The 20,520-nt window shown below is 41.8% G+C and carries 21 protein-coding genes; 3 read left to right on the forward strand and 18 right to left on the reverse strand.

Annotation, left to right across the window (positions count from 1 at the left end; all coding sequences use genetic code 11):
• Positions 1-8: 8 nt before the first annotated feature.
• The 16 genes from C1A07_RS04175 to C1A07_RS04250 form a co-directional block, all read right to left on the reverse strand.
• On the reverse strand, positions 9-395 hold the full coding sequence (locus tag C1A07_RS04175) for a phage tail-collar fiber domain-containing protein (protein ID WP_101875985.1): 387 nt from the start codon (positions 393-395) through the stop codon (positions 9-11).
• Positions 396-528: 133 nt separating this feature from the next.
• A complete protein-coding gene (locus tag C1A07_RS04180; protein ID WP_101875986.1) occupies positions 529-1,344 on the reverse strand; it encodes a putative phage tail protein in 816 nt (271 codons plus the stop codon).
• A gap of 23 nt (positions 1,345-1,367) precedes the next feature.
• Entirely contained in the window at positions 1,368-2,528 is a 1,161-nt protein-coding gene (locus C1A07_RS04185) for a baseplate J/gp47 family protein (protein WP_101875987.1), read from the reverse strand.
• An 18-nt stretch (positions 2,529-2,546) separates the two neighbouring features.
• Positions 2,547-2,987 carry a DUF2634 domain-containing protein gene (locus tag C1A07_RS04190; RefSeq protein ID WP_242972244.1) on the reverse strand — a complete coding sequence of 147 codons (441 nt, stop codon included), beginning with the start codon at positions 2,985-2,987 and terminating at the stop codon, positions 2,547-2,549.
• 11 nt (positions 2,988-2,998) lie between these two features.
• Positions 2,999-3,343 (reverse strand): hypothetical protein, encoded by a 345-nt coding sequence (locus tag C1A07_RS04195; RefSeq protein ID WP_101875989.1) that lies wholly within the window; start codon positions 3,341-3,343, stop codon positions 2,999-3,001.
• A 15-nt stretch (positions 3,344-3,358) separates the two neighbouring features.
• Entirely contained in the window at positions 3,359-4,396 is a 1,038-nt protein-coding gene (locus C1A07_RS04200; RefSeq protein ID WP_101875990.1) for an XkdQ/YqbQ family protein, read from the reverse strand.
• A gap of 14 nt (positions 4,397-4,410) precedes the next feature.
• The gene (locus C1A07_RS04205) at positions 4,411-5,088 is read right to left on the reverse strand and encodes a LysM peptidoglycan-binding domain-containing protein (RefSeq protein WP_101875991.1); all 678 of its coding nucleotides are present in this window, start codon (positions 5,086-5,088) and stop codon (positions 4,411-4,413) included.
• 130 nt (positions 5,089-5,218) lie between these two features.
• Entirely contained in the window at positions 5,219-5,779 is a 561-nt protein-coding gene (locus C1A07_RS04210; RefSeq protein WP_101875992.1) for a hypothetical protein, read from the reverse strand.
• Positions 5,780-5,847: 68 nt separating this feature from the next.
• Complete coding sequence (locus C1A07_RS04215; RefSeq protein ID WP_145996034.1) at positions 5,848-8,541, reverse strand: hypothetical protein; 2,694 nt, start codon at positions 8,539-8,541, stop codon at positions 5,848-5,850.
• A 283-nt stretch (positions 8,542-8,824) separates the two neighbouring features.
• The gene (locus C1A07_RS04220; RefSeq protein ID WP_101875994.1) at positions 8,825-9,352 is read right to left on the reverse strand and encodes a phage tail assembly chaperone; all 528 of its coding nucleotides are present in this window, start codon (positions 9,350-9,352) and stop codon (positions 8,825-8,827) included.
• Between the two features lie 177 nt (positions 9,353-9,529).
• Positions 9,530-9,988, reverse strand: a complete 459-nt coding sequence (locus C1A07_RS04225; RefSeq protein ID WP_101875995.1) for a hypothetical protein — start codon at positions 9,986-9,988, stop codon at positions 9,530-9,532.
• Between the two features lie 3 nt (positions 9,989-9,991).
• Positions 9,992-11,389 carry a phage tail sheath subtilisin-like domain-containing protein gene (locus tag C1A07_RS04230; protein WP_101875996.1) on the reverse strand — a complete coding sequence of 466 codons (1,398 nt, stop codon included), beginning with the start codon at positions 11,387-11,389 and terminating at the stop codon, positions 9,992-9,994.
• On the reverse strand, positions 11,389-11,592 hold the full coding sequence (locus tag C1A07_RS04235; protein WP_101875997.1) for an oligoribonuclease: 204 nt from the start codon (positions 11,590-11,592) through the stop codon (positions 11,389-11,391). Before C1A07_RS04235 ends, C1A07_RS04230 begins: the two co-directional genes overlap by 1 nt.
• 25 nt (positions 11,593-11,617) lie before the next feature.
• Positions 11,618-12,427 carry a hypothetical protein gene (locus tag C1A07_RS04240; protein WP_101875998.1) on the reverse strand — a complete coding sequence of 270 codons (810 nt, stop codon included), beginning with the start codon at positions 12,425-12,427 and terminating at the stop codon, positions 11,618-11,620.
• Positions 12,424-12,741 carry a DUF5026 domain-containing protein gene (locus tag C1A07_RS04245; RefSeq protein ID WP_101875999.1) on the reverse strand — a complete coding sequence of 106 codons (318 nt, stop codon included), beginning with the start codon at positions 12,739-12,741 and terminating at the stop codon, positions 12,424-12,426. Before C1A07_RS04245 ends, C1A07_RS04240 begins: the two co-directional genes overlap by 4 nt.
• 15 nt (positions 12,742-12,756) lie before the next feature.
• The gene (locus tag C1A07_RS04250; protein WP_101876000.1) at positions 12,757-13,191 is read right to left on the reverse strand and encodes a hypothetical protein; all 435 of its coding nucleotides are present in this window, start codon (positions 13,189-13,191) and stop codon (positions 12,757-12,759) included.
• Positions 13,192-13,532: 341 nt separating this feature from the next.
• Between C1A07_RS04250 and C1A07_RS04255 the strand changes: the two genes are divergently transcribed.
• The gene (locus C1A07_RS04255; RefSeq protein ID WP_101876001.1) at positions 13,533-13,844 is read left to right on the forward strand and encodes a helix-turn-helix domain-containing protein; all 312 of its coding nucleotides are present in this window, start codon (positions 13,533-13,535) and stop codon (positions 13,842-13,844) included.
• 23 nt (positions 13,845-13,867) lie between these two features.
• A complete protein-coding gene (locus C1A07_RS04260) occupies positions 13,868-14,563 on the forward strand; it encodes an ImmA/IrrE family metallo-endopeptidase (protein ID WP_101876002.1) in 696 nt (231 codons plus the stop codon).
• Between the two features lie 85 nt (positions 14,564-14,648).
• Here the strand turns inward: C1A07_RS04260 and carB are convergent, their stop codons facing one another.
• Positions 14,649-17,888: a carbamoyl-phosphate synthase large subunit gene (carB, locus tag C1A07_RS04265; protein ID WP_101876003.1), complete on the reverse strand. Its 3,240-nt coding sequence runs from the start codon at positions 17,886-17,888 to the stop codon at positions 14,649-14,651.
• Positions 17,888-18,961, reverse strand: a complete 1,074-nt coding sequence (locus tag C1A07_RS04270) for a carbamoyl phosphate synthase small subunit (RefSeq protein ID WP_101876004.1) — start codon at positions 18,959-18,961, stop codon at positions 17,888-17,890. The genes carB and C1A07_RS04270 overlap by 1 nt, the downstream gene beginning before the upstream one ends.
• Positions 18,962-19,134: 173 nt before the next feature.
• Here C1A07_RS04270 and C1A07_RS04275 point away from each other — a divergent pair, with 173 nt between their 5' ends.
• Positions 19,135-20,400, forward strand: coding sequence for a peptidoglycan-binding protein (locus tag C1A07_RS04275; RefSeq protein ID WP_101876005.1), 1,266 nt, complete (start codon positions 19,135-19,137; stop codon positions 20,398-20,400).
• The last annotated feature ends 120 nt before the right edge of the window (positions 20,401-20,520 follow it).

Raw genomic sequence — 20,520 nt, forward strand, 5'->3', positions numbered from 1 at the left:
CACCCTTTCTAAAAAATTTCATCCATATCAAAGACCATTGGAATGTCTTCGTCTTTTCCCTTTTTCATAAATGTTTTGTACGCAATCAAATCTCCTGCTTCGTCAAACAGTCCCATTTCTGACAATTCTTTTCCTGTCAGCTCATTTTTTTCTACTGTGGCAGTGTAGCGGCAGCTGGTTTCTGCTTCATCCATATATTTATGGGTTTCAATGTCTTTTCTAAGCAGTTCATTGTAAAGGCCAATTTCATTTCCAGTAGTTTCCTTTACCTCCCCGCTTTCACTGATTCCCCCGTCGCCCCAAGACATTTGGACGATTTTAGGCAGTTCCCCGTCGCCTGCGTGAGCTTTACACAGTTTCTTTCTGCCTGTTGCTGTAATTACTGCTTTTGCCATATTTTTTCAATATCCTTTCTTTTTTTATTTCACTCGTTCCTCGTTCCATAAAAACTACGGGAACCCCAAACTTCGCTATGGCGAACTTTGGGTAGCAAATAGTTTCGCGCTTTGCGCTCAACTATTTTTTATTTTACAAGGCCGTATATCCGCCGTTTAATTTTCTGTCTCCATTTAATATCCACTGGCCGTCCAGGCTGTTTTCAACTGTTACTCCTGCTTCTGTGGATACTACGGCTTTCACCTCAGTCTGGTAATGTACAATTACAGGATAAAAATCAGCCTTACTTCCTCTTTTGTATCCGTTCAGCACATAGCTGTCATCTAATGCCCAGGAGCCGTCTAAAAATAAATACTCCTGATTTTGTCTGGGATAATATTGGCTTTGCAGCCTTAAATGATTGTCCCAGGAAATATTTTGCTTTGCTTCTGATTTTTCATAATAAAAAATCTCATACACTGTATGAGACTGTTTTACCTGAGAAATAATTTTTCTGATACCTTCAATATCCGCCGTTCCATCTCCTATTAGCACAATCTGGAACTGGTTGGGATGGTCTGGTTTTTTTATATAATCTGAAGGATCATGGATATCAGAAACATATACTTTAAATTCTGCTGCGCCGTCCAGCAAACGTTCCATATTATATGGAGTGATTCCAATTCTAATCATTTGCTTCTGCAGGATTCTGCTGCGCCTTTCTGAAAGCTCCAGCCCTTCCCCTACAGGCAGCCCATACTTTATTTCGTGATACCTAAGCCCCCAAGTAGCTGTTTCAGGAAACATTTGTTCCGGCAGTTCCTGGTAAATTTTCTCTACCTCATCTATAGAAAGTCCCATAACCTGATAAATCCATTTTCCTACATAGGCCTTGTCATACCATCCTTCTGTTACATATTCCAACATCCTAGCCCCGGCAGAACTGGAAGGAAAATTTTCTAAATTCATTGTGCACGACCTCCTTTCCTTCTTTAACGAAAGGAAACTGTTTCTGTTACAGGATATTCTTCCTTTGACAGCACAATATTTTTCTCTTCTCCATTAATTAAAAATGTTTCAAAGTCTACAATTCCCGGTAAATCTGTAATCAGGCTGCGGACTTTGTTGTAAATTAACGTGCCGCTTTCTCTAGCTTCTGAATAAACCTGCTGCACTGCCCGTTCAAATTCTGCTGCAGCCTGTTCAAGAGTCGTAGTATCTTTATCATAAATAAGGCCTGTACATATATAAGAAATAGACAATCCAGCTGCAGCCGTCACTGTAAGCTGACTGCAGGCTGTAGGCAGAAGTCTTTTACTTCTGTCTTCCTCCGACACAATATGACTGTAAACATCCTGAATAATTTTTTCATTTGCCGGCTCTCCGTTTTGATCTACCAGCACCAGTTTTACTGTTCCCGGTCCGTTCCAGGCCGGCATTACAATACAATCTCCTACCCCTGGCACTTCCTTTGCCCATCTTATGTAGTCATTGTCGTTTCCAATGTAAGAAAAGCTTTGCATACTGTGTTCCATCTGAATCCGTCTGTACAATGCATCATCTGTTTCCTCCTCTGCTCCTCCAGTTACTGCCTCCAGATTAGTTACTGATGTCAGCCCTGAAATAGGCCGTACAGCCAGGACAATGGTGCCTTGGGAGACATTTCCCTTTTTCCCGGCCTCAAAAGCAGTAATTGCAGCTGTGGCCCTGCCTTCTTCCTCAATTACCACCTCCTCATCTGTAAGAAAATCAATAGACGACCCTGCAGCTGTGGCTGCAGTACAAAACATAGAGCCTTTGGGAATAACTGTTCCCGGTTTTCCAATAAATGTCAGGCTTCCCGCTGCCTTATTGGCCGGTTTTCTGCTTAAATGTGCCTGCTTTGCGTGAAGGTCCAGCCAATCTCCCCAAGCATATTCCGGAAAAGCGGCCATCAGCCCTCTTACTAAGTGATAATGCACCAGCTCTGAAGCGATTGCAGCGGTAGGCATTGTATAATCAAATGGAAAACCTCCAGGCATTTTGTCAATATCTTCAGGCAGAGAAGCCATCATCCTTTCATGGATTTGCTCCGGTCCCATATTTTCTATAAAATCCGGAATTTTAAATTCTGGCCTTTCTGTTTCTGACGTTTTTGTTAAATAATTGTCCATTTATTTCACCTCCCTTCCTTAAAATACAGCTGTCTGCTGAAATTCCTGGTTTTGAATACATTTAACTGTAAAATCTACTTTTACATGATCTCCTTCCCAGGTAAAAGAAAATCCCCTGACATATTCTGTCCTGGGATTTGCCTTTAATGCTTCTTTAATTGTTCTTTCTATTGCTGTTTCACAGGCTTTTCTTGTTTTTTTCTTCATAGCCCGATCCAGCTCAGTGCCGATTTCCGACGGGTATGCCAGACAGCCGTATCTAACTGTAGCCACTGCTTTTCTGCACCATATTTCATATGCCTCCAAACCACTGCTTTCTGCCACTCTGCCGCCTCCGTCTAAAATAAAATCTCCTTTTTCTATATCCCAGGAAAAGCTTTTTCTCAGCTGTTTATCATAAATATCCTGTTCCTTAATCAGCTGAGACTGCTGAATTACAGGAAATAACGTTTCTGCCAATATTCCACCTCCTAGCTCGTTCTCTTTATAATATCTATTACAACCGCTTCGGAATCCATCCATGCAGCCAACACCCTGTCTCCTGGTTTTACGCCTCTCAGGGTTTTTGGCAGCTTTACCTGATCTCCATTGCTGTCTACTGTAAATGTACTTCCTTCTTCTCCTAAGGTCAGGCCTCTGCACACCAAATACTCTCCCTTGGGAATAGGCTGGCGGAACCCATCTGTCACAAGGCTGCCGTCTCCCCCAATGGTCCCCAGCTCTAAAATCGGCGGTTTTTCGTTCATTTCCTTAATTCTGTTGTGAAATGCCGCCGCCAGCTTGGCCGTTCCTTTATATTCATTTTTTTCTGCCATATATTCTCCCTTCCCTTATGAATTCTGCTGGTTTTCATCTGAAGTTTGATTATCCTCCGACTGTTTTACAGTAACTCTCATACTTCCGTTCTCTGCAGTGTGCTGAACGCTGATCACTTGATAAAAGCCTGCCGCCAGTCCAACAGGGCAAATATATACTTTATCTCCTTTTCTCACAAAAGGCACATCCGGCAAATCCAGATTAATTTTCTCATCTGGTTTTCCTTCCTCGTCTATCATTTCCTGGGCTGAGCTTCTGGCTTCCTCCACGCTTTTATCTCTTCCCCGGCTGATTACCTTTTGAAGAATCCCAAATCTGGTGTCTCCGTCCACCACTGCTTCCACAGGAGAACAGCCCTCATCATTCTGCTGCCCGTAAACCTTAATTCTTGTTACCATATTTGCAATACTTCTGCTGTAGGTCAGCTTACTAATATTGTTTTCATTAAATACATATACAGGGGTATTGCTTTCTAAAGGAAGGATTTTAATTTCTCCCTTCTCCGCTCTGAGCATAGCCTTTTTCTGCCCCTTTTTCACTGCATCATCTAATATTTCAGACACCATATCTGACAAGCTTTTATTTCTTTCTGCAAATTTTCCATGAACAGTTTCAGGCCCCTGATAATCTGCAAGAACAATTCCCCATGGCGCAAAGACTTTTTCTAAAGCGCTTCTGGTGCTTTGACCGTCAGGAATATAAATGTTATCTCTGGATTTCTGAAAAGAATAAAGCTCATCATAAGCTGTACAGGACAATTCCTCTTCTGCAGAAGAATTATTAATGGTACATTCCTTTATATATCCCCTGGCTGCCTCTTCTTCATTCATACCGTCTGAAACGTAAACTCCAGCCAGGCAGCCTATTTTTACAATATCAGAAATATATCCTGCATTTGTCTTTTTATTATATAAAGAAAAAGAGAGCCTCATAGAAAGCTCTTTTTCATTTTCCTCCCAGGAAAGTTTGGATGTAAAATCCTTTACATTATACTGAACCCCATTTTCACTGAGAATTACCAGCTTATATTTTAATTTAGATACGTCAACCATTTTTACCTCCTGACCTAAGGAATTACCAACACGGTTCCCGGATAAATCCAATACCCATTATCAGAAGATTTCTTTCCCCTTTTTCTGGCTTCCTGCTCTATAATCTCTGTATTTGCCTGATAAATCTTCTGCCAGTCAGCTCCGCTGCCGCCATAATATTTTCTGGCAATTTTCCACAAATTGTCGCCTGAGACTACGGTATAGTTACCTGAATTTTCCTCCGCCTCCGGTCTAGTCTGAACCGTCTTTACAAAATCGTCAATTTTTAATTCGGTTGTAGTGTAGATTTTCAGCGCAGGCGCCTGGCTGAATTCTATAGAATATTCCATGTTCCCAAAGCCGCCTACAGCCTTCCAGCTAAAATTAGAAATTGTTACATCCATATTTACAGGAGCCTCTTCCACAATCAGCTCCAGAATCGTTCCGTTTTCCTGCCATCTGGACAAAATATCCCTGCATTCCTCCGGGCTTTCCCAGGTGCCTACTAAAGATTCTCTTCTTTTGCTTCTTCCAAAGAACACGCCGTTCCAGGATACGCTAGTCACATCCACTCCCTTAGGAATATTAATTCCGCCTTTTCCTATAATCTGGTAGCTTTGATAATTAGTTTCTGTTCCAATATCAATAAACTCCGGCATAGACGGAAACTCAAATTCCATATTTCCTGTTGTTTCAGTTAAATATATTGCCATGGTCCGTCTCCTTTCATCTTATAGTTAAATATTCCCCACATCTGCAATTTTACCAATCCTAGGATTTTTAAAAAGAAAAAGGCATATCTTTCGCGATATACCTTTTCTTTTACATCATTAATTTTATGCTTTATCCCCAAAGAGTTATTTTTACATTATCAATCTTCTCATCTTTAATATAAAATTGAATCCAAAATCCATAATCATAATTCTCCGTATCTTCCATCTCTGATAATCTATAAAATTTTCCATCTAACAGATATACCTCTGTAGAATACGAGAAAATAACATCAAAACCAGATATTTCTGCCAAATGTCCCAGCATTTCTTCTGGTGTTACATCTTTATATTGCTCAGTTAATGCCTCTGCTTCATCGTGCGATTTAGAGCTATCTTTTGAGTCGAAATTCCCAGCTATTCTATACCTAAAATCGTCCATATTATATTGAGATAAAATTTCCTTAGCATCATCTCCGATTTTCACTCCACGGTATGTTTGCAGGCCTGCTTTATCTCTTAAACTAATCTCGCGATTATCTATTGTTAACTCCCAAACTGGTTTCCCCTCGTAATCATAAAATTTCATGTCCTCCATACACCAGTTATTAACATCTTCTCTCCTACTGTCCTTCTGGCAGCCTCCTAAACATAAAGCTATAGCTAATAAAAGTATAGCCTCTATTCTTTTCATAATCTTCCTCCCCCTTTTGCTTAGTTATATGTTTTTATTATAGCAAACCTGAGCATTTTTTTCAAGATTTATGCGTTCTGTGGCATGTTGGAAAATACTTTTGTAATCTTTTCAGCAATCTCCCCACACATATCATCCGCCAGTTCTCGTATATGGGAACGTATTATATTGACTACATCTCCTTCATTTTGTCCTCCATTAATATAAATTGCCGGCGCTGCTGATACAGACATCTGAATAGTTTTTTGATTATTAGGCTCCGCAGTAGAATATACTACTGGTTCCCTCATGCTATATTCTGCTTCATTAAAGACATAAGCTTTTTCTTCTCCATCTCCAGTATAACCATAATTCATTAAAGAAGAATAACCTAAAATTTCTCCTGCACGTCTCCACAATGACATTCCTCTGGCGCGACGTTTTCTTCCTAATGGAATAATTGCTTCTGGTCCATCTTCCCCAATCCAGGAGATTCTAGCTCCATGAACAATTCCGCCCTCTGCATTTCCTGTTTGCTGCCAAGCATTATATATAGTGGTTTCCTCTCCTATTCCTGACTCTGTTGTTGATGGAGTCCAAACATTGTTATTACTAGGAGAAAAAATTTTCTTTAATGTATAATTCATAGTAATTTCTGAAGAAACAGGAAACCCTTTGCTAAATTCCTCTTGAATTTGATCTCCGGTAGCTGCTTTTGCTGCTTTTATATTCTCTTCTGTTTCTGGAGTTGCTTCAAATGATACCTCATAGGTTTTAATCATTTCGCTCATAAAAGGCTGTATAGAAGCAAAATCATCACTGGATAATCCTTCTATGCCATATTTGCTAAAATCCACTTTTTCGCCTAAATTGATGTTATTTTTAACTATGGTCTCTAAAATTTTCCGTAACTTCTCTACATCAGAAATATTGGCATCAAAATCCTTTCCTGCAATATTGTCCAAACCATCTTTAAATTTTTCCACAATAGTCTCCAGCTGATAAGTTTCTATTCTATCGTTCCTATTATCTCTCCTTTTATAAAAGCTCTCAACTATTGCCTGTTTTTCCTGATTATACTGCTCATCAGTCATTTTTTCTCCGTTTTTATCCATGAGATCTTTTCTCATTTCTAAGCTGCTAAGTAATTCTGCTAAAGCTTGAAAATCTGTTTCTTCACCTATTTGCTTTTGTTCTTGCAAACCGGCCTGGAGTTGGCTAAATGATTCTGCATCCATATCGCTGCCGCCGTACTTAATCTTTAATGCTTCAGCCTGACCTGCCTCCTCATAATCAGCTATAGTTTGTTTCAGCTTCCCTATTTTTTCTTGGGCCTCTGTAATTTTTTCCACATAGTCTTTAAAATTTCCATTCTTTTCTGCTTCTTTAAAAGCTTCTTCCAGCTGATCAGCGTATTGCTGAAGTTCATCTAACATTTCAAAATAAACCATGTTTACACCTTCAAGCATATAGGATGCATTCGGCTCCTCTACCAATAACTCAACTGCCAAAGTTGCTTTGTAATGACTACTCTCTAAATACTCCTTCATACCCTGAGAATATGCTTCTGCAGCCTCTCTGTATCCTTGAATATCTTCCTCTGAAAGATCTATTCCTATTTCTGCTTTCCATTGGTATTTTTCTAATACTCCTGTTATGTTTTCCACATTTGCTAAGCTTTGTTGAGTATCCTGGAGTGCCTGAGAAAATCTTTGCACTTCTTTTACCTGTTTATTAAATGTAATATCAGAAGCCAGGTTTTTTATTTGTTCAAGAGACAACTTCATTTTTCCAAAGTGGCTGATAATATCTTTCTTTACAATTTCCTGAAATAAATTAGCAAATTCTTCATCAGATACGCCAGCTTCTAAAGCATCTTTTAATTCTTGGGAACTATATTTTGCCTGCTCTATTTTTAAAAGATCTTTTTCTTTCATCTTGTCTCCAAAATAACTGCCTATACTGCCTCCTAATCCGGCGCCCGCCATGGCTCCAGGGACGCCGCCTACAGCAAATCCCGCTATTCCTCCAATAACAGTTCCAACTAATTTTGCTCCACTTGATTTATTATAAGCAGCTTTCTCTTCCTCTGATGTCGCCTTTGCGGCTGCTGCAAGATCTTTTACACCGGACGCCAATGATTTTGCCCCTAAGATTCCTCCTGTTACAGCTGCAGCGCCAATCCATCCAGCGTTATTACTAATAAAAGAAGACATTCCTGCATTTCTTCCAGTTACTCGACCCTTTAATCCCATTTCTCCTAATTTCTGTAGATTTGATTTCATCATTCCACCAATTTTAGTTTGCGAAAAATCTTCTATAATTTTAGGGTACTTCATTGCCTTGTCTAAATTAGTCATTGATGTATTCACTAATCCATAGGAATCCAATATTGAGGACATATTAGGTCCCTCGCCTCCAGGCAGCAGTCGCCCAGCGCTTTCTATAGTCTTCTTCAACTTTTCCCAGGAAGAGTCGCTGCTCTTTCCTACTGCAGCAGGAACTGCCGCTGCCTTTTGCGCTATACTTATATTTGTTATCAAGCCGGCAGAAACTGCTGTTCCCAGCCTTTTTCCCAAATCTGGCAGTTTTACTTTTATATTTGCATTAAAGCTTTCTGCTATCTGTTTTCCAATATCACTGCCGCCAAAACTTCTAAAGCTTCTCCCATACCAGGCTCCCCCAGCTACATTGAGTCTATCTAACAAAGCCCTGATTTGTTCTGCCGCCTCTCCAAGAAGCTGTGCACAGACCTGAAATGTATCCCGCGCCATTTTTTCCATCTGCCGTTCTGTTTTCTCCATGGCTTTGTCAAACTTTGAAACTGTTGATAAAGCTCTGTCAAAGCTTTTTCTCACCTTTTCCCCGCTTTGGGCCGTTATGTCAATGGTTACAACATTGCTCATTCTTCTTCACCTCCATTCTCCTTTGGCGGAACAAGTGTTATTTTCATAGACTGAATTAAAAAAGCCCTCACTCCAGGGGGCTTTTCATAAAATTCATCCGGCGTCATTCCTGTCTTTTGAAAAATGTGATGCAGAATAGTTGCTGTTCCGCCGGCCATTATTAGTTTTTTGCCACTTCCTCCAGATTACTGTCTGTGTCAAATCCGCTAATAGAATCAATGGTCTCAATAATTCTGTCTTTTTCTCCAGCTAATAATACATAATCAATGACATCTGCTCCTGTGACAACGTCCATTCCTTTATTTCCCAGAGTCTTCCATACATCCTTATTGTCCCATAAAATCTTTTTATCTCTGTCTACTGTAGCACTGTAAATCAAAGCTGCTCTGTAGCGCAGGTTATCTGTTTCTTCTGGCAGCTTCATTCCAAACTGTTTATTTCTTAAATATTTCGTATGCTTCTTTCTGCAGGCGTTATAATCTGCTTCGGATAGAGGTCGGATAGAAAATCTAAAGTATACCTTATCTTTCCTTTTAATCTCCACCATAGTCTCTTCTGTTTCAGAAAACTCCGCTGCCTCTAAAAGCCCGGCCAGCATCTCCTTCTCGCTCATGCGAATCTGATTTTTCACCTGCTCCTCTGTAAATTCCACTTCCTGAACCTGATTTTCCACATTTTTCTCTGACATTATAAATCCTCCTATAAATTTCACTTTTATTTTCTTCTTTTTACTTATCCCGCCAAGGAAACTAGAACTTAAAAACCCGACAGATTATTTTCCCCCGCTTTTCCACACATTTGCCGCTTTTTGACACATTTTTGTCCAGATAAATAACTCTGCCGGATTTTCCTTAGATTCTTTGTCTTAACCTACTGTTAATTTAGACTGCAGTTTAGGCGGTCTGTTTACAAAGAAGCTCCATGATCTTTTAATTACATCTCCTGTAGTGATATTCTGAATATCAATGCTGCCAGACGGCACCACTTCTCTGTATGTTACACGTTCTTCTGACCCGTTTCTGCCAGTGAGAACGCCCTGGAAATTCCATACAGGCATAGTCTGTGTCTCCATAGCTTCCATCAGCTCTACAATAAATTCATCATCCTCCACTACAATCTGAGACATAGTTAAAGTGATTCCAAATGTATTGGCTGTCTCTAATTCCTGGGCGTTTCCCAGAACAGAATATTTGGCGTTGCTGTAAGAGGCCTGGGCTTGAAAGCTTTCCACTGTGGCTAAAAGTATGCCGTCTTCATTATAAAGCGCCCCGTCTTTTCCTGTGCGGGCATGTCTTGCATCTCCTGCTGCTCTTGTATTAATCATTCATTATTCCTCCTTTGTGCTGTACTGAAAATGATATGTAAGGTAAATATGTTCCAGAGAGTCCTTGTCCACAACTTCCACATCAAACCATGCAGAATCTGTATCCGCCGCCTGAGACTCGCTTTCTGTCACTGTACATTTTGTCAGTTTTCCTTCATCCACCATAGCTGTGCCCACTGCCTGAAGCTGGCCTGTCACTGTAGCTCTTCCATTTGTGTCATTGTCCACCCGGCCCACTAATTTTTCAGCCTGCTGATTCATACGATAAATCAGCTCATATCTTGTTTTTGTTCTTCTGATCTTCTTCCAGCCCTGGTCCCCATCCTTTGTATCTACTAATGTATTAATGGCATTGTCAATCCAAACCTGCTTGTCCATGCTGTAAGAAAGAACCAGGCAGCCTTTTTTCTCTGCTTCAGTCATCTGAGATGGAGTTAAAGGTTCTAACAGCTCTCCCACTCCCTCCAAAACAGTGTGGGTTAAAGACTGGCTGGATTTGCAGGCAGCCACCATACCGGCGATTCTGGCTGCAGTCATGGCGCCGTCTAATTCCTTTTCTCCCTCTTTCACCCACGGATTTAAAACATAAATCATGGCTTTGTCGTTAAATGCTTCTGCATGTGCCTGTCTGTCCTGTAAAGCTGTACTGTGGTTTTCAGCTACAACTGCCATGGCAAACTGTCCCATCTGGAAAATTCTTTCCATAAACGCCTGAATCAGCATGTGAATACTAACATCCTCTGTATCTGTACAAATTGTATTAAAATAAAATGGCTCTAAAGCTGCCAGTCCGTCCCCATAATCTTCTGCTGCAGTCTCAGGATTAGTTCCTGCCGTAAATAATTTCTGGCTGCACACATCCAGTTTTCCGTCCTTTAAAATCTGAGCCTGAAAACGTTCAGAATTTTTCATTGCAGCCGCTAATGCAGAAGCTTCGGTTTCTTCCTGGACTTCAAATTCATAAGACTCCAGTTCTTTTGTGCCTGCGTAAATTTTACACTCTTTTATCTTTTCATCTGTCAGCTTTGTTCTGATTGTAACAGAAAATTCCTGGCTGCCTGGATATTTAGCCTGAATCGTCAATAAATCCTCTTCCCCTGATTTCAGCTTTACCTCTGAGGCAGTGCCGCCCTTTCCAACTCTGCATACCAATAAGGTTTTAGCCCCGCCTGCAAATGCCTGTCTTAAAATTTCTGTAGAATCAGAATTTCCAAATACCTTTTCATAACTGTCCTCCTGATTAACCTCTACTACTTTTCCTAAAGGGCCAAAATCAGCTTTTAAAATTACTGCTGTAATTCCGTCCGCCGCCTGGGCCACAGAGCTTCTGTTTTCCGGCGCTGTCTGGAAATATACTCCCGGCCTTACCAGTTTTTCTCCCACTGTAAATATTCCTGCCATTAAATGACCTCCTTTTTCATAAATGTTTTTATAATTTCTCCGGCCTCTTTTTTTGTGGCCTCTTTTACTCCTGCAGCTTTTAAAGCCGCTGCCGCTCCTTCCTGCCTCACTCCAAATAATATTTGGGAGGCAGCGGCCAATTCCTTCGCCTGATACTTTTCTTCGCTTATAAAAGCTTTTGGCTTTTTTATTCTGGACGCCATTATCCATACCTCCTTTTTTCAGGACTTATTTTTCTGTTATTTTAACGCCTGTTAAACTATGCCCTTTTTCTGGTTTTCTGGCCAGGCCATATGTGCCTATAATCTTTAGCCGGCCTTTTCTCCATCCGTCTCCATCTGCTGTCAGTCTGATTTTTCTTAAATGAACAGGAGAACCGTCCGCTAAATCTATTTCCTCTTTTTCTGTCAGTCCGTACAGTAATGATGAAGCTGCCTGAAGACATTTTTCCTGATCTCGCAAAAACAAATGTATGTCTACCCTGAATTTCATTGTCTTCCCTGCTGCCACAGACGTAGAAAAATCGTCCCTCATCCACCGCAACCTGCAAAGCAGCGGCACGTTTTCCTCCTTTGGCAGAATTTCTTCTGCCGCTGTCTGCAGGGCTTTTATAGGATCTGGCTCTGCAAACGCAGGAAGGGGATATTCCAAAACCTGAAAATAATAGGCGTTCATCAAATTGTTTTTCTGATCTCCCGTATATTCCAGACAATATACATTTACATCTGTCTGAAATACTTTTTCTCCCAGCAGTCTGCTTATTATCTCTCCTGCCTGTTCCCTTTCCTGTACACCGGCTCCTTCGCCGCCCCATTGGATTTCAGCAGTCAGCATAATTTGCTCTCTTTTTCTTCCAAATGCACATTTTCTCACTGTACACAAAATTCTTGGGTAAGGTCTCGTCTCTCCCCAGCCTTCCCCTTCATCTTCTGGAACATATCCGAAAAAAACTGCCGGTTTTCCTTCATAAACTGCTGTAAGACTGGCTATTTCCTGGCTTTCCTCCAATGATGTTAACAACAATTCTTTTATTCTCATGTGACCTCCAGATTCTGTTCTGTGATTTTCAGTTCTTCGATCTGCTTTAGATCCTGGGACCAGCGTATTTCCCACTGTTCTTTTGCCACTTCTTCTGAAAGGATTCTGAAATGGCTGGCTGTGTTTCTCAGTCCTGCATAACACTGAACTACTATTTCATCCTCCCCTACAGCTGATATGTACCCGCCCCTGCCTTCTTCCCAGCTTTTATGCCGGGCATATATCATACGCCCTGGCTTTACTGCTTCTATATTGAAAATATACCTTTCTGTCTGCTTGATCAGCTCTATAACTCTCACCTCCTTATCTTTCATGGTATCATCTTATCACTAAGGGCCGATTAATTTGTCCCCGTTTTTCAGACGGTCCAGATTGCAGTAAAACAGCCTGCGGTATCCGTAAAAGTCTGTTTTTCCCATAGGCAGTCTTCCTAATTCCTGATCAAATTCTAAATATTCAAAAGCCACATCCTCAGTTACGCTTTTTAACAAATACTTCCAGATTTCAGGGTTCGTAGCCTTCGCCGCTTCCTCCACCATGGAGCAGTCCTGTTGGAGCATTACGTTTCTCACTGCATTTTCCTCTGTAGGTTTGCCGGCCTGATTTCCCTTAGGCATACCGTCTATTTTCACTGCCTTCAGCCCATATTGGATTTTTTTCTTCTTTTCATCATACTGAAGGCAAAAATTCTTCAACTCTCTGTATCTGTATGTTGAAATGTCGTAGTCCTTCCATGTTAAATTTCTCAGTCTTTTTTCTTTCATAATACTCATCCTTTCTATTGACTTTTCCGAACATATGTTCTATAATAATAAGTAAATAACAGCCGGAAATATTGGATTTCCGTTGACGGTTATCTTATATTCTCATTATATCCATTGATTACTATTTGTCAACTGGTTTTTCCAAAATTATTTCCGTCAAGTAATATTTCATATGATTTTTCCTGTATTTTCCAGGAGTTTTCCATGATATTTTTTCTTTGATTCATTGACTTAATCCGTCAACGGTGATATTCTTGTTAATAGGAAAAGATTACATCAGGCAGTCAGCCTGCTGAAAGCAAAAAGTAAGATATCGCATTAAAAAGAAAAGAGGGTGTGTCATGGGACTGGATATTATAGTACAGAAAAAAAAGGAGCTTGGATTAACCAATGAGGAGCTGGCCCACTTGTCCGGGATTCCCAAGGGAACCATTGACAAGATTTTAAGCGGTGTTACTAAGGACCCTAAGCTGGAAACCTTAAAAGCTATTGCCAGAGTTTTAGGCCTGTCCCTGAACGACTTTGACGACACTTCAAAAAAGCCTTACCAGCCCTCCTATGGGGATCTGGAAAAGCTGGTTGCCAGAAATGGAAAGAATCTTTCTCCAGATCAAAAGCTTCGTTTGATTCAGCTGTTATCAGATTTAGATTAACAGATTACTTGGAGTGTGATTTTATGGATTATCAGCAGATTGACCGGAAGGTTTTGAAGGTTTTTCAGGAATGCGCCATTCATTCCTTCCCTTTTGACTGCTTTCAGGTTTTATATCATTACCAATTCAAAATTATGGACTATATTGGTCTGTATCTGAAGAATTCCGAGATTTATCAGATTGCATCCGCTTATTCTGAGGATGCATTCACCTATGAAAATAAGATATGCTTTAATCACATGCGCCCCAAAGCGCGGATTCGTTTTTCTCTTATGCACGAGCTGGGCCACTATAAGCTGGAGCACAAGGGACCTCACACTGCCCTTCAGGAGCAGGAGGCCAACTGTTTTGCCAGCCATATTCTGGCTCCCCGCATGGCCATTCACTATTCCAGATTAAGAGACAGTTATGATGTGGCCAGGCTGTTCCGGATTTCCCAGGAGTCTGCCCAGTATGCTTTAAAGGATTACAGCCGCTGGCATCGACTGACCGCATACGGTCTCAGATCTGTAGACAGAGAAATGTACCGGCATTTTTATAAAAAAGAACTTCAGGGCTTTGTCTGGAATGAAAAGCCATGCCCTTATTGCGGGAAGCCTATTTACAACCAGCCTGAGGAGCGCTGCTGCCCTCTTTGCCAGGTGATCCACCCTTTGTCTGACTCTACATGGATGTCAGAGCGGGAGGAGCTTTTTCGCACTTTGCACCTTCCATATTAACAGCCGCCTGGTTCTAATGAGACAAATTGATCTGCCCACTATAACCAGACGGCTGACTATTTACTTTCTATTTTCTTATACAGGTTTATACATTTTTTACTGTTGCAATGTCGATTAAGGTCAGCTCCTTAGCTCTGTTCTCTAGGCTAGTAGCCAAAGCTGCCGCCGTATCCAGAGAGGTAAGTACATTCACCCCAGTTTCAATGGCATTTCTCCGAATTACAAAGCCGTCTTTACTGTGCTCTGCTCCTTGTGGAGGAATGTCTATTACCAGGTCAATCTCATGTCCCAGCACCAGATCCAGAATATTAGGAGATTCCTGTTCCAACTTTGGAACGCTTAGCACACGCACGCCCTTTTTAAATAAGTACGCCGCTGTGCCTTTTGTGGCAAACAGTCTGTAGCCTAAGGCCTGGAACCTTCTTCCGATTTCCACCGCCTCTTCCTTGTCCTCGTCGCGAACTGTAATAATCATGTTTTTATATTTAGGAAGCTTAATGCCTGCCCCCTGGAACGCCTTGTACAAGGCCTCATTAAAGGTTTTGGCGATTCCCAGACACTCTCCTGTAGACTTCATCTCCGGACCCAGACTGATATCTGCTCCGTGAATCTTCTCAAATGAGAACACAGGCATTTTTATGGCAATATAGTCTGCTTCCTTTTGCAGTCCCGGAGTATATCCCAGCTCCCTGATTGTGTGGCCGCAGATGATTGTGGTAGCTAAAGGCACAATAGGAATTCCTGTCACCTTGCTGATATATGGCACGGTTCTGGAGGAACGTGGATTTACCTCAATAATATATACATTCTCCCCATCTACAATAAACTGAATGTTTATCATTCCTTTTACGTGAAGAGCCCTGGCCAGCTTTTCTGTATAATCCACTATTGTTTTTTTGTTGCTCTCTGTTATGCTTTGAGCCGGATACACAGAAATACTGTCTCCGGAATGTACTCCTGTTCTTTCAATATGCTCCATAATGCCAGGTATTAAAATGTCTGTGCCGTCGCAGATCGCGTCTACTTCGATTTCCTTGCCCATTATATATTTATCTACCAAAATAGGATGTTCCTGGGCAATCTGGTTAATAATTCCTATAAATTCATCTACGTCCTGATCGTTAATTGCAATCTGCATTCCCTGGCCGCCTAATACATAGGACGGGCGGACAAGTACAGGATACCCCAGCTTATGAGCAGCATCCTTCGCCTCCTCAGCTGTAAACACTGTTAATCCGGCAGGTCTGGGTATTTGGCACTGTTCCAGAATCTTATCAAACAGCTCCCTATCCTCCGCAGCATCCACATCCTCTGCAGCAGTGCCCAAAATAGGCACTCCCATTTTCATAAGAGCCTCTGTCAATTTAATGGCAGTTTGTCCTCCAAACTGCACTACAGCTCCGTCCGGCTTCTCAATGTCCACTATACTTTCCACATCTTCTGGAGTCAAAGGCTCAAAATACAGTTTATCTGCAATGTCAAAGTCCGTACTTACTGTTTCTGGATTATTATTAATAATAATAGTCTCAAAGCCTTCTTTGCGGAATGCCCATGTACTGTGTACGGAACAGAAGTCAAATTCAATTCCCTGTCCAATACGGATTGGACCGGAACCCAGTACCAGCACCTTTTTCCTGCTGTGATCTGCCTCCGCCTCATTTTCGCTTCCAAAGCAGGAATAATAATAAGGGGTGGCAGCCTCAAATTCTGCCGCGCATGTATCTACCATTTTATATGCCGCCGTAATTTTTCTGGAATATCTCAGCTGCTTTATTTCTTCCTTAGAAGCTCCTGTAAGGCTGGCAATCACATGGTCCGGGAATTCAATTCGCTTTGCTTCTTTTAACAGATCTTCTGTTAAAGCTTCCTCCAGAGAGCTTCCATTTTTTATTTGTTCTCCCGCGGCCTTTAAAGCCTCCTCCATTTCCACTAAAATTGCCAGTTTATCAATAAACCAAATATCTATTTTTGTAATATCATGGATCGTCTCATAAGAGATATTCCGACGCAAAGCTTCCCCTATGACCCAGATTCTTCTGTCGTCTACTTTTTTTAACATTTCCAAAAGCTCTTCCTCAGAAAGTCCTGTAAAATCATAGGAAAGAAGGCTGTCTACATGCTGCTCCAGAGAACGGATCGCCTTCATCAGTCCTCCTTCAAAGTTGGTACAGATGCTCATTACTTCTCCAGTTGCCTTCATTTGAGTTCCCAGGCTTCTCTGGGCGCTGATAAATTTATCAAAAGGCAGTCTGGGCATTTTTACTACACAGTAATCCAGCATAGGCTCAAAGCTGGCATATGTTTTCTCAGTAACTGCATTTTTAATCTCGTCTAATGTATACCCTAAAGCAATTTTAGCCGCAACCTTGGCAATAGGATATCCTGTGGCCTTAGAAGCTAAGGCTGAAGAACGGCTGACGCGGGGATTTACCTCAATAACACAATATTCAAAGCTTTCCGGATGAAGGGCATACTGTACGTTGCAGCCTCCAGTAATTCCCAGCTCTGTGATAATGTTTAAAGCTGAGGTACGAAGCATCTGATACTCTTTATCGCCTAAGGTCTGGGAAGGCGCCACCACAATACTGTCTCCTGTATGTACGCCTACAGGGTCAATATTTTCCATGTTACATACTGTAATCACATTGCCTGCCCCGTCGCGCATAACTTCATACTCGATTTCTTTCCATCCTGCAATACACCGCTCTACTAAAACCTGGCCTACACGTGACAGCCTTAAACCGTTCTGCAGAATTTCCACCAGCTCCTCCTGATTAGAAGCAATACCGCCTCCGCTTCCCCCTAATGTATATGCCGGGCGAAGAACTACAGGATAACCGATGGTTTCTGTAAAGGCAATACCATCCTCCACATTCTCCACTACTTTAGAAGCTGCCACTGGCTCCCCGATTTTTTCCATTGTTTCTTTAAATTCCAGCCTGTCCTCTGCTTTTCGTATGGTTTTTGCAGTTGTTCCAATAAGACGCACATTGTGGTCCTTTAAAAATCCTGCTTCCTCCAGCTCCATAGCCAGGTTCAGCCCTGCCTGGCCTCCCAAAGTAGGCAGCACGCTGTCAGGCTGTTCCTTTAAAATCAGCTGCTCTACTACCTCCACAGTTAAAGGCTCTATGTAAACCTTATCCGCAATATCTTTATCTGTCATAATGGTGGCAGGGTTAGAGTTAAGCAGAACTACCTCCACCCCCTCTTCCTTCAGGGAGCGGCAGGCCTGTGTTCCCGCATAGTCAAATTCTGCCGCCTGACCAATAATAATGGGACCGGACCCAATGACTAATACTTTTTTAATATCTGGATTCTTTGGCATTATTTTTCTCCCTCCATCATCTGTAAAAATCTGTCAAATAAATATCCGGAATCTTGTGGGCCCGGGCACGCTTCTGGATGGTACTGCACTGTGAAAATATTCTTTCCAATATACTTTAAGCCCTCATTAGTGCTGTCGTTTACATTTGTAAAAGCAGGTACTGCTATATTGGAATCCAGGCTGTCTGTGTCTACGGCATATCCGTGGTTTTGGGAAGAAATATACACGCGGCCTGTTTCCAGATCTTTTACCGGATGGTTTCCGCCTCTGTGTCCGTACTTTAATTTATATGTATCTGCCCCGGTGGCAAGAGCCATCAGCTGATGTCCCAGGCAAATAGCAAAAATGGGTACATTAGAATCGTACAGCTTTTTTATTTCCTTAATGATTTCCACATTTTCCTTTGGATCTCCAGGGCCGTTGGAAAGCATAATTCCGTCCGGGTTTTCTTTCAATAGCTCCTCTGCCAAAGTCCATGCCGGATATACAGTTACCTGGCACCCTCTTTCATTTAATGATCTGGCGATATTCCTTTTTGCCCCCAGATCTAAAAGAGCCACCTTTTTGCCCTCTCCCGGCAGCACATATTTTTCCTTTGTAGTAGTTGCATTTACTACCCCGGCTACAGAGTACGATTTAATACGGCCTCTCACTTCCTCCAGATCAAAATCTGCATTGGTAGTAATCATACCGTTCATTGTTCCTTTTTCTCTTAAAATCTTTGTTAGGGATCTGGTATCGACTCCGCTGATACCTGGGATATCATGTGTTTCTAAGAAATGCTGAATGCTTTCCCCGCTTCTGAAATTACTGGGGATACGAGATAATTCACGAACAATAAAGCCATCCGGCCAAGGTTTTGAAGATTCCATATCATCTAAACAAACGCCATAATTACCGATTAACGGATACGTCATCACTACTGCCTGCCCTGCATATGACGGATCTGTGAGAACTTCCAAATAACCTGTCATAGAGGTATTAAATACAATTTCACTGATTACTTCTTTTTTAGAGCCAATACTGGTCCCCTGAAATACCGTTCCATCTTCCAAAATCAGAAATGCTTTCATATAGGAATACCTGTCCTTTCCTCTGTTCTTTTGTCCAGGCTTTCGTGTTTTTGCCTAAATTGACTAGATTATACATGATTTGTAAAATTTTTGCAACCTGTTTTTACATTTTTTTATCATCAATTAAAATTTGCCGACTATACTATTAGTAACATGGAAAAAAGAGGCATTTTATGCAAATATCACCTATAACAGCCTGCCAAACTGGCAGCAGCACTGGTTTCCTTCAAGTAGATGTAGTCTCATCCCAAAATAACTTTCCTATTTCAGGAGCCAATATTTCCATTTCCAACGATCAGGCGCCTGAGGCTATTTTGGAACAGACTACCACCAATTCCTCCGGGCAGACAGAAAATCTCACTTTAGAGGCTCCGCCTCTGGAATACAGCTTAACTCCCGGCAACCCTCGTCCATATTCTACTTATCACATTCATATTACTGCCGCAGGATTTAAGTCAGTAGACATCAGCGGTACAGAAATTCTGTCCGGCGCAACAGCCATACAAAATGTGCGAATGGAGCCGGAGGATAACACCACCCCTCAGCCCAATGACATTATGATTCCCGACCATACGCTTTATGCTACCTACCCTCCTAAAATCGCTGAATCTGAAATCAAACCAGTAAATGAGACTGGAGAGATTGTTCTCAGCCGTGTGGTTGTGCCTCAGACAATTGTGGTGCACGACGGTGTTCCTACTAACAGCTCCGCCACTAATTACTATGTTCCTTACAGGGATTACATTAAAAATGTAGCTTCCAGCGAAATCTACGCTACATGGCCCCAGGCCACCATTATGGCTAATGTGCTGGCTATTATGTCCTTTACATTAAACCGGGTATACACAGAATGGTACAGAGGGAAGGGCTATGATTTTACCATTACCTCCTCCACAGCCTTTGACCACAAATGGATTTACGGGCGGAATATATACGAAAGTATTTCTACAATAGTAGATGAAATTTTTGATAATTACCTTTCCCGCCCTGGCGTGCGTCAGCCTATACTGACTCAATACTGCGACGGAAGACAGGTTCAGTGTCCTGATTGGATGACGCAGTGGGGAAGCTGCGCCCTGGGAGAGCAGGGATACAGCGCTATTGATATTCTCCGGTATTTTTATGGGGACAGCATTTATATTAACACTGCTGAAGAAATATCGGGAATTCCTATTTCCTGGCCCGGATATGATCTGACTATTGGAACCTCAGGGGATAAGGTGCGCCATGTGCAGCAGCAGTTAGACACTGTAGCCACCATCTACAGCTCCATCCCCCGAATCACTGCCGACGGAATTTACGGCCCGTCCACAGCAGCTGCAGTCCGCCAATTCCAGTCTATTTTCGGCCTGCCTCAGACAGGAGTCATTGACTTTGCTACCTGGAATAAAATATCCCACATTTATGTAGCTGTAACAGGCATTGCGGAATTAAATTAACTTATTAGGGAACCTGCCGCCGACGGCTGAAACGCCTTACGGCAGCAGGCCTCTAGATTTCAGAAAGCCCAGATATCAATATGCCCCGCCGTATCTCCAGGCTGGAATAAAATTTTCTCA

Origin of the sequence: Lachnoclostridium edouardi (genome assembly GCF_900240245.1) — a bacterium.
Lineage (GTDB): Bacteria > Bacillota > Clostridia > Lachnospirales > Lachnospiraceae > Lachnoclostridium_A > Lachnoclostridium_A edouardi.

Excerpts from the sequence above, each read along its gene's own strand:
- C1A07_RS04235 (WP_101875997.1), bottom strand. The coding sequence starts at position 11,592 with ATGGCGTCCAGAATAAAAAAGCCAAAAGCTTTTATAAGCGAAGAAAAG.
- C1A07_RS04270 (WP_101876004.1), bottom strand. The coding sequence starts at position 18,961 with ATGAAAGCATTTCTGATTTTGGAAGATGGAACGGTATTTCAGGGGACC.
- C1A07_RS04200 (WP_101875990.1), bottom strand. The coding sequence starts at position 4,396 with ATGGTTGACGTATCTAAATTAAAATATAAGCTGGTAATTCTCAGTGAA.
- C1A07_RS04255 (WP_101876001.1), top strand. The coding sequence starts at position 13,533 with ATGGGACTGGATATTATAGTACAGAAAAAAAAGGAGCTTGGATTAACC.
- C1A07_RS04215 (WP_145996034.1), bottom strand. The coding sequence starts at position 8,541 with ATGGAAAAAATGGCGCGGGATACATTTCAGGTCTGTGCACAGCTTCTT.
- C1A07_RS04195 (WP_101875989.1), bottom strand. The coding sequence starts at position 3,343 with ATGGCAGAAAAAAATGAATATAAAGGAACGGCCAAGCTGGCGGCGGCA.
- C1A07_RS04230 (WP_101875996.1), bottom strand. The coding sequence starts at position 11,389 with ATGGCAGGAATATTTACAGTGGGAGAAAAACTGGTAAGGCCGGGAGTA.
- C1A07_RS04225 (WP_101875995.1), bottom strand. The coding sequence starts at position 9,988 with ATGATTAATACAAGAGCAGCAGGAGATGCAAGACATGCCCGCACAGGA.
- C1A07_RS04275 (WP_101876005.1), top strand. The coding sequence starts at position 19,135 with ATGCAAATATCACCTATAACAGCCTGCCAAACTGGCAGCAGCACTGGT.
- carB (WP_101876003.1), bottom strand. The coding sequence starts at position 17,888 with ATGCCAAAGAATCCAGATATTAAAAAAGTATTAGTCATTGGGTCCGGT.
- C1A07_RS04205 (WP_101875991.1), bottom strand. The coding sequence starts at position 5,088 with ATGGCAATATATTTAACTGAAACAACAGGAAATATGGAATTTGAGTTT.
- C1A07_RS04250 (WP_101876000.1), bottom strand. The coding sequence starts at position 13,191 with ATGAAAGAAAAAAGACTGAGAAATTTAACATGGAAGGACTACGACATT.
- C1A07_RS04240 (WP_101875998.1), bottom strand. The coding sequence starts at position 12,427 with ATGAGAATAAAAGAATTGTTGTTAACATCATTGGAGGAAAGCCAGGAA.
- C1A07_RS04245 (WP_101875999.1), bottom strand. The coding sequence starts at position 12,741 with ATGAAAGATAAGGAGGTGAGAGTTATAGAGCTGATCAAGCAGACAGAA.
- C1A07_RS04210 (WP_101875992.1), bottom strand. The coding sequence starts at position 5,779 with ATGAAAAGAATAGAGGCTATACTTTTATTAGCTATAGCTTTATGTTTA.
- C1A07_RS04185 (WP_101875987.1), bottom strand. The coding sequence starts at position 2,528 with ATGGACAATTATTTAACAAAAACGTCAGAAACAGAAAGGCCAGAATTT.
- C1A07_RS04260 (WP_101876002.1), top strand. The coding sequence starts at position 13,868 with ATGGATTATCAGCAGATTGACCGGAAGGTTTTGAAGGTTTTTCAGGAA.
- C1A07_RS04220 (WP_101875994.1), bottom strand. The coding sequence starts at position 9,352 with ATGTCAGAGAAAAATGTGGAAAATCAGGTTCAGGAAGTGGAATTTACA.
- C1A07_RS04180 (WP_101875986.1), bottom strand. The coding sequence starts at position 1,344 with ATGAATTTAGAAAATTTTCCTTCCAGTTCTGCCGGGGCTAGGATGTTG.
- C1A07_RS04175 (WP_101875985.1), bottom strand. The coding sequence starts at position 395 with ATGGCAAAAGCAGTAATTACAGCAACAGGCAGAAAGAAACTGTGTAAA.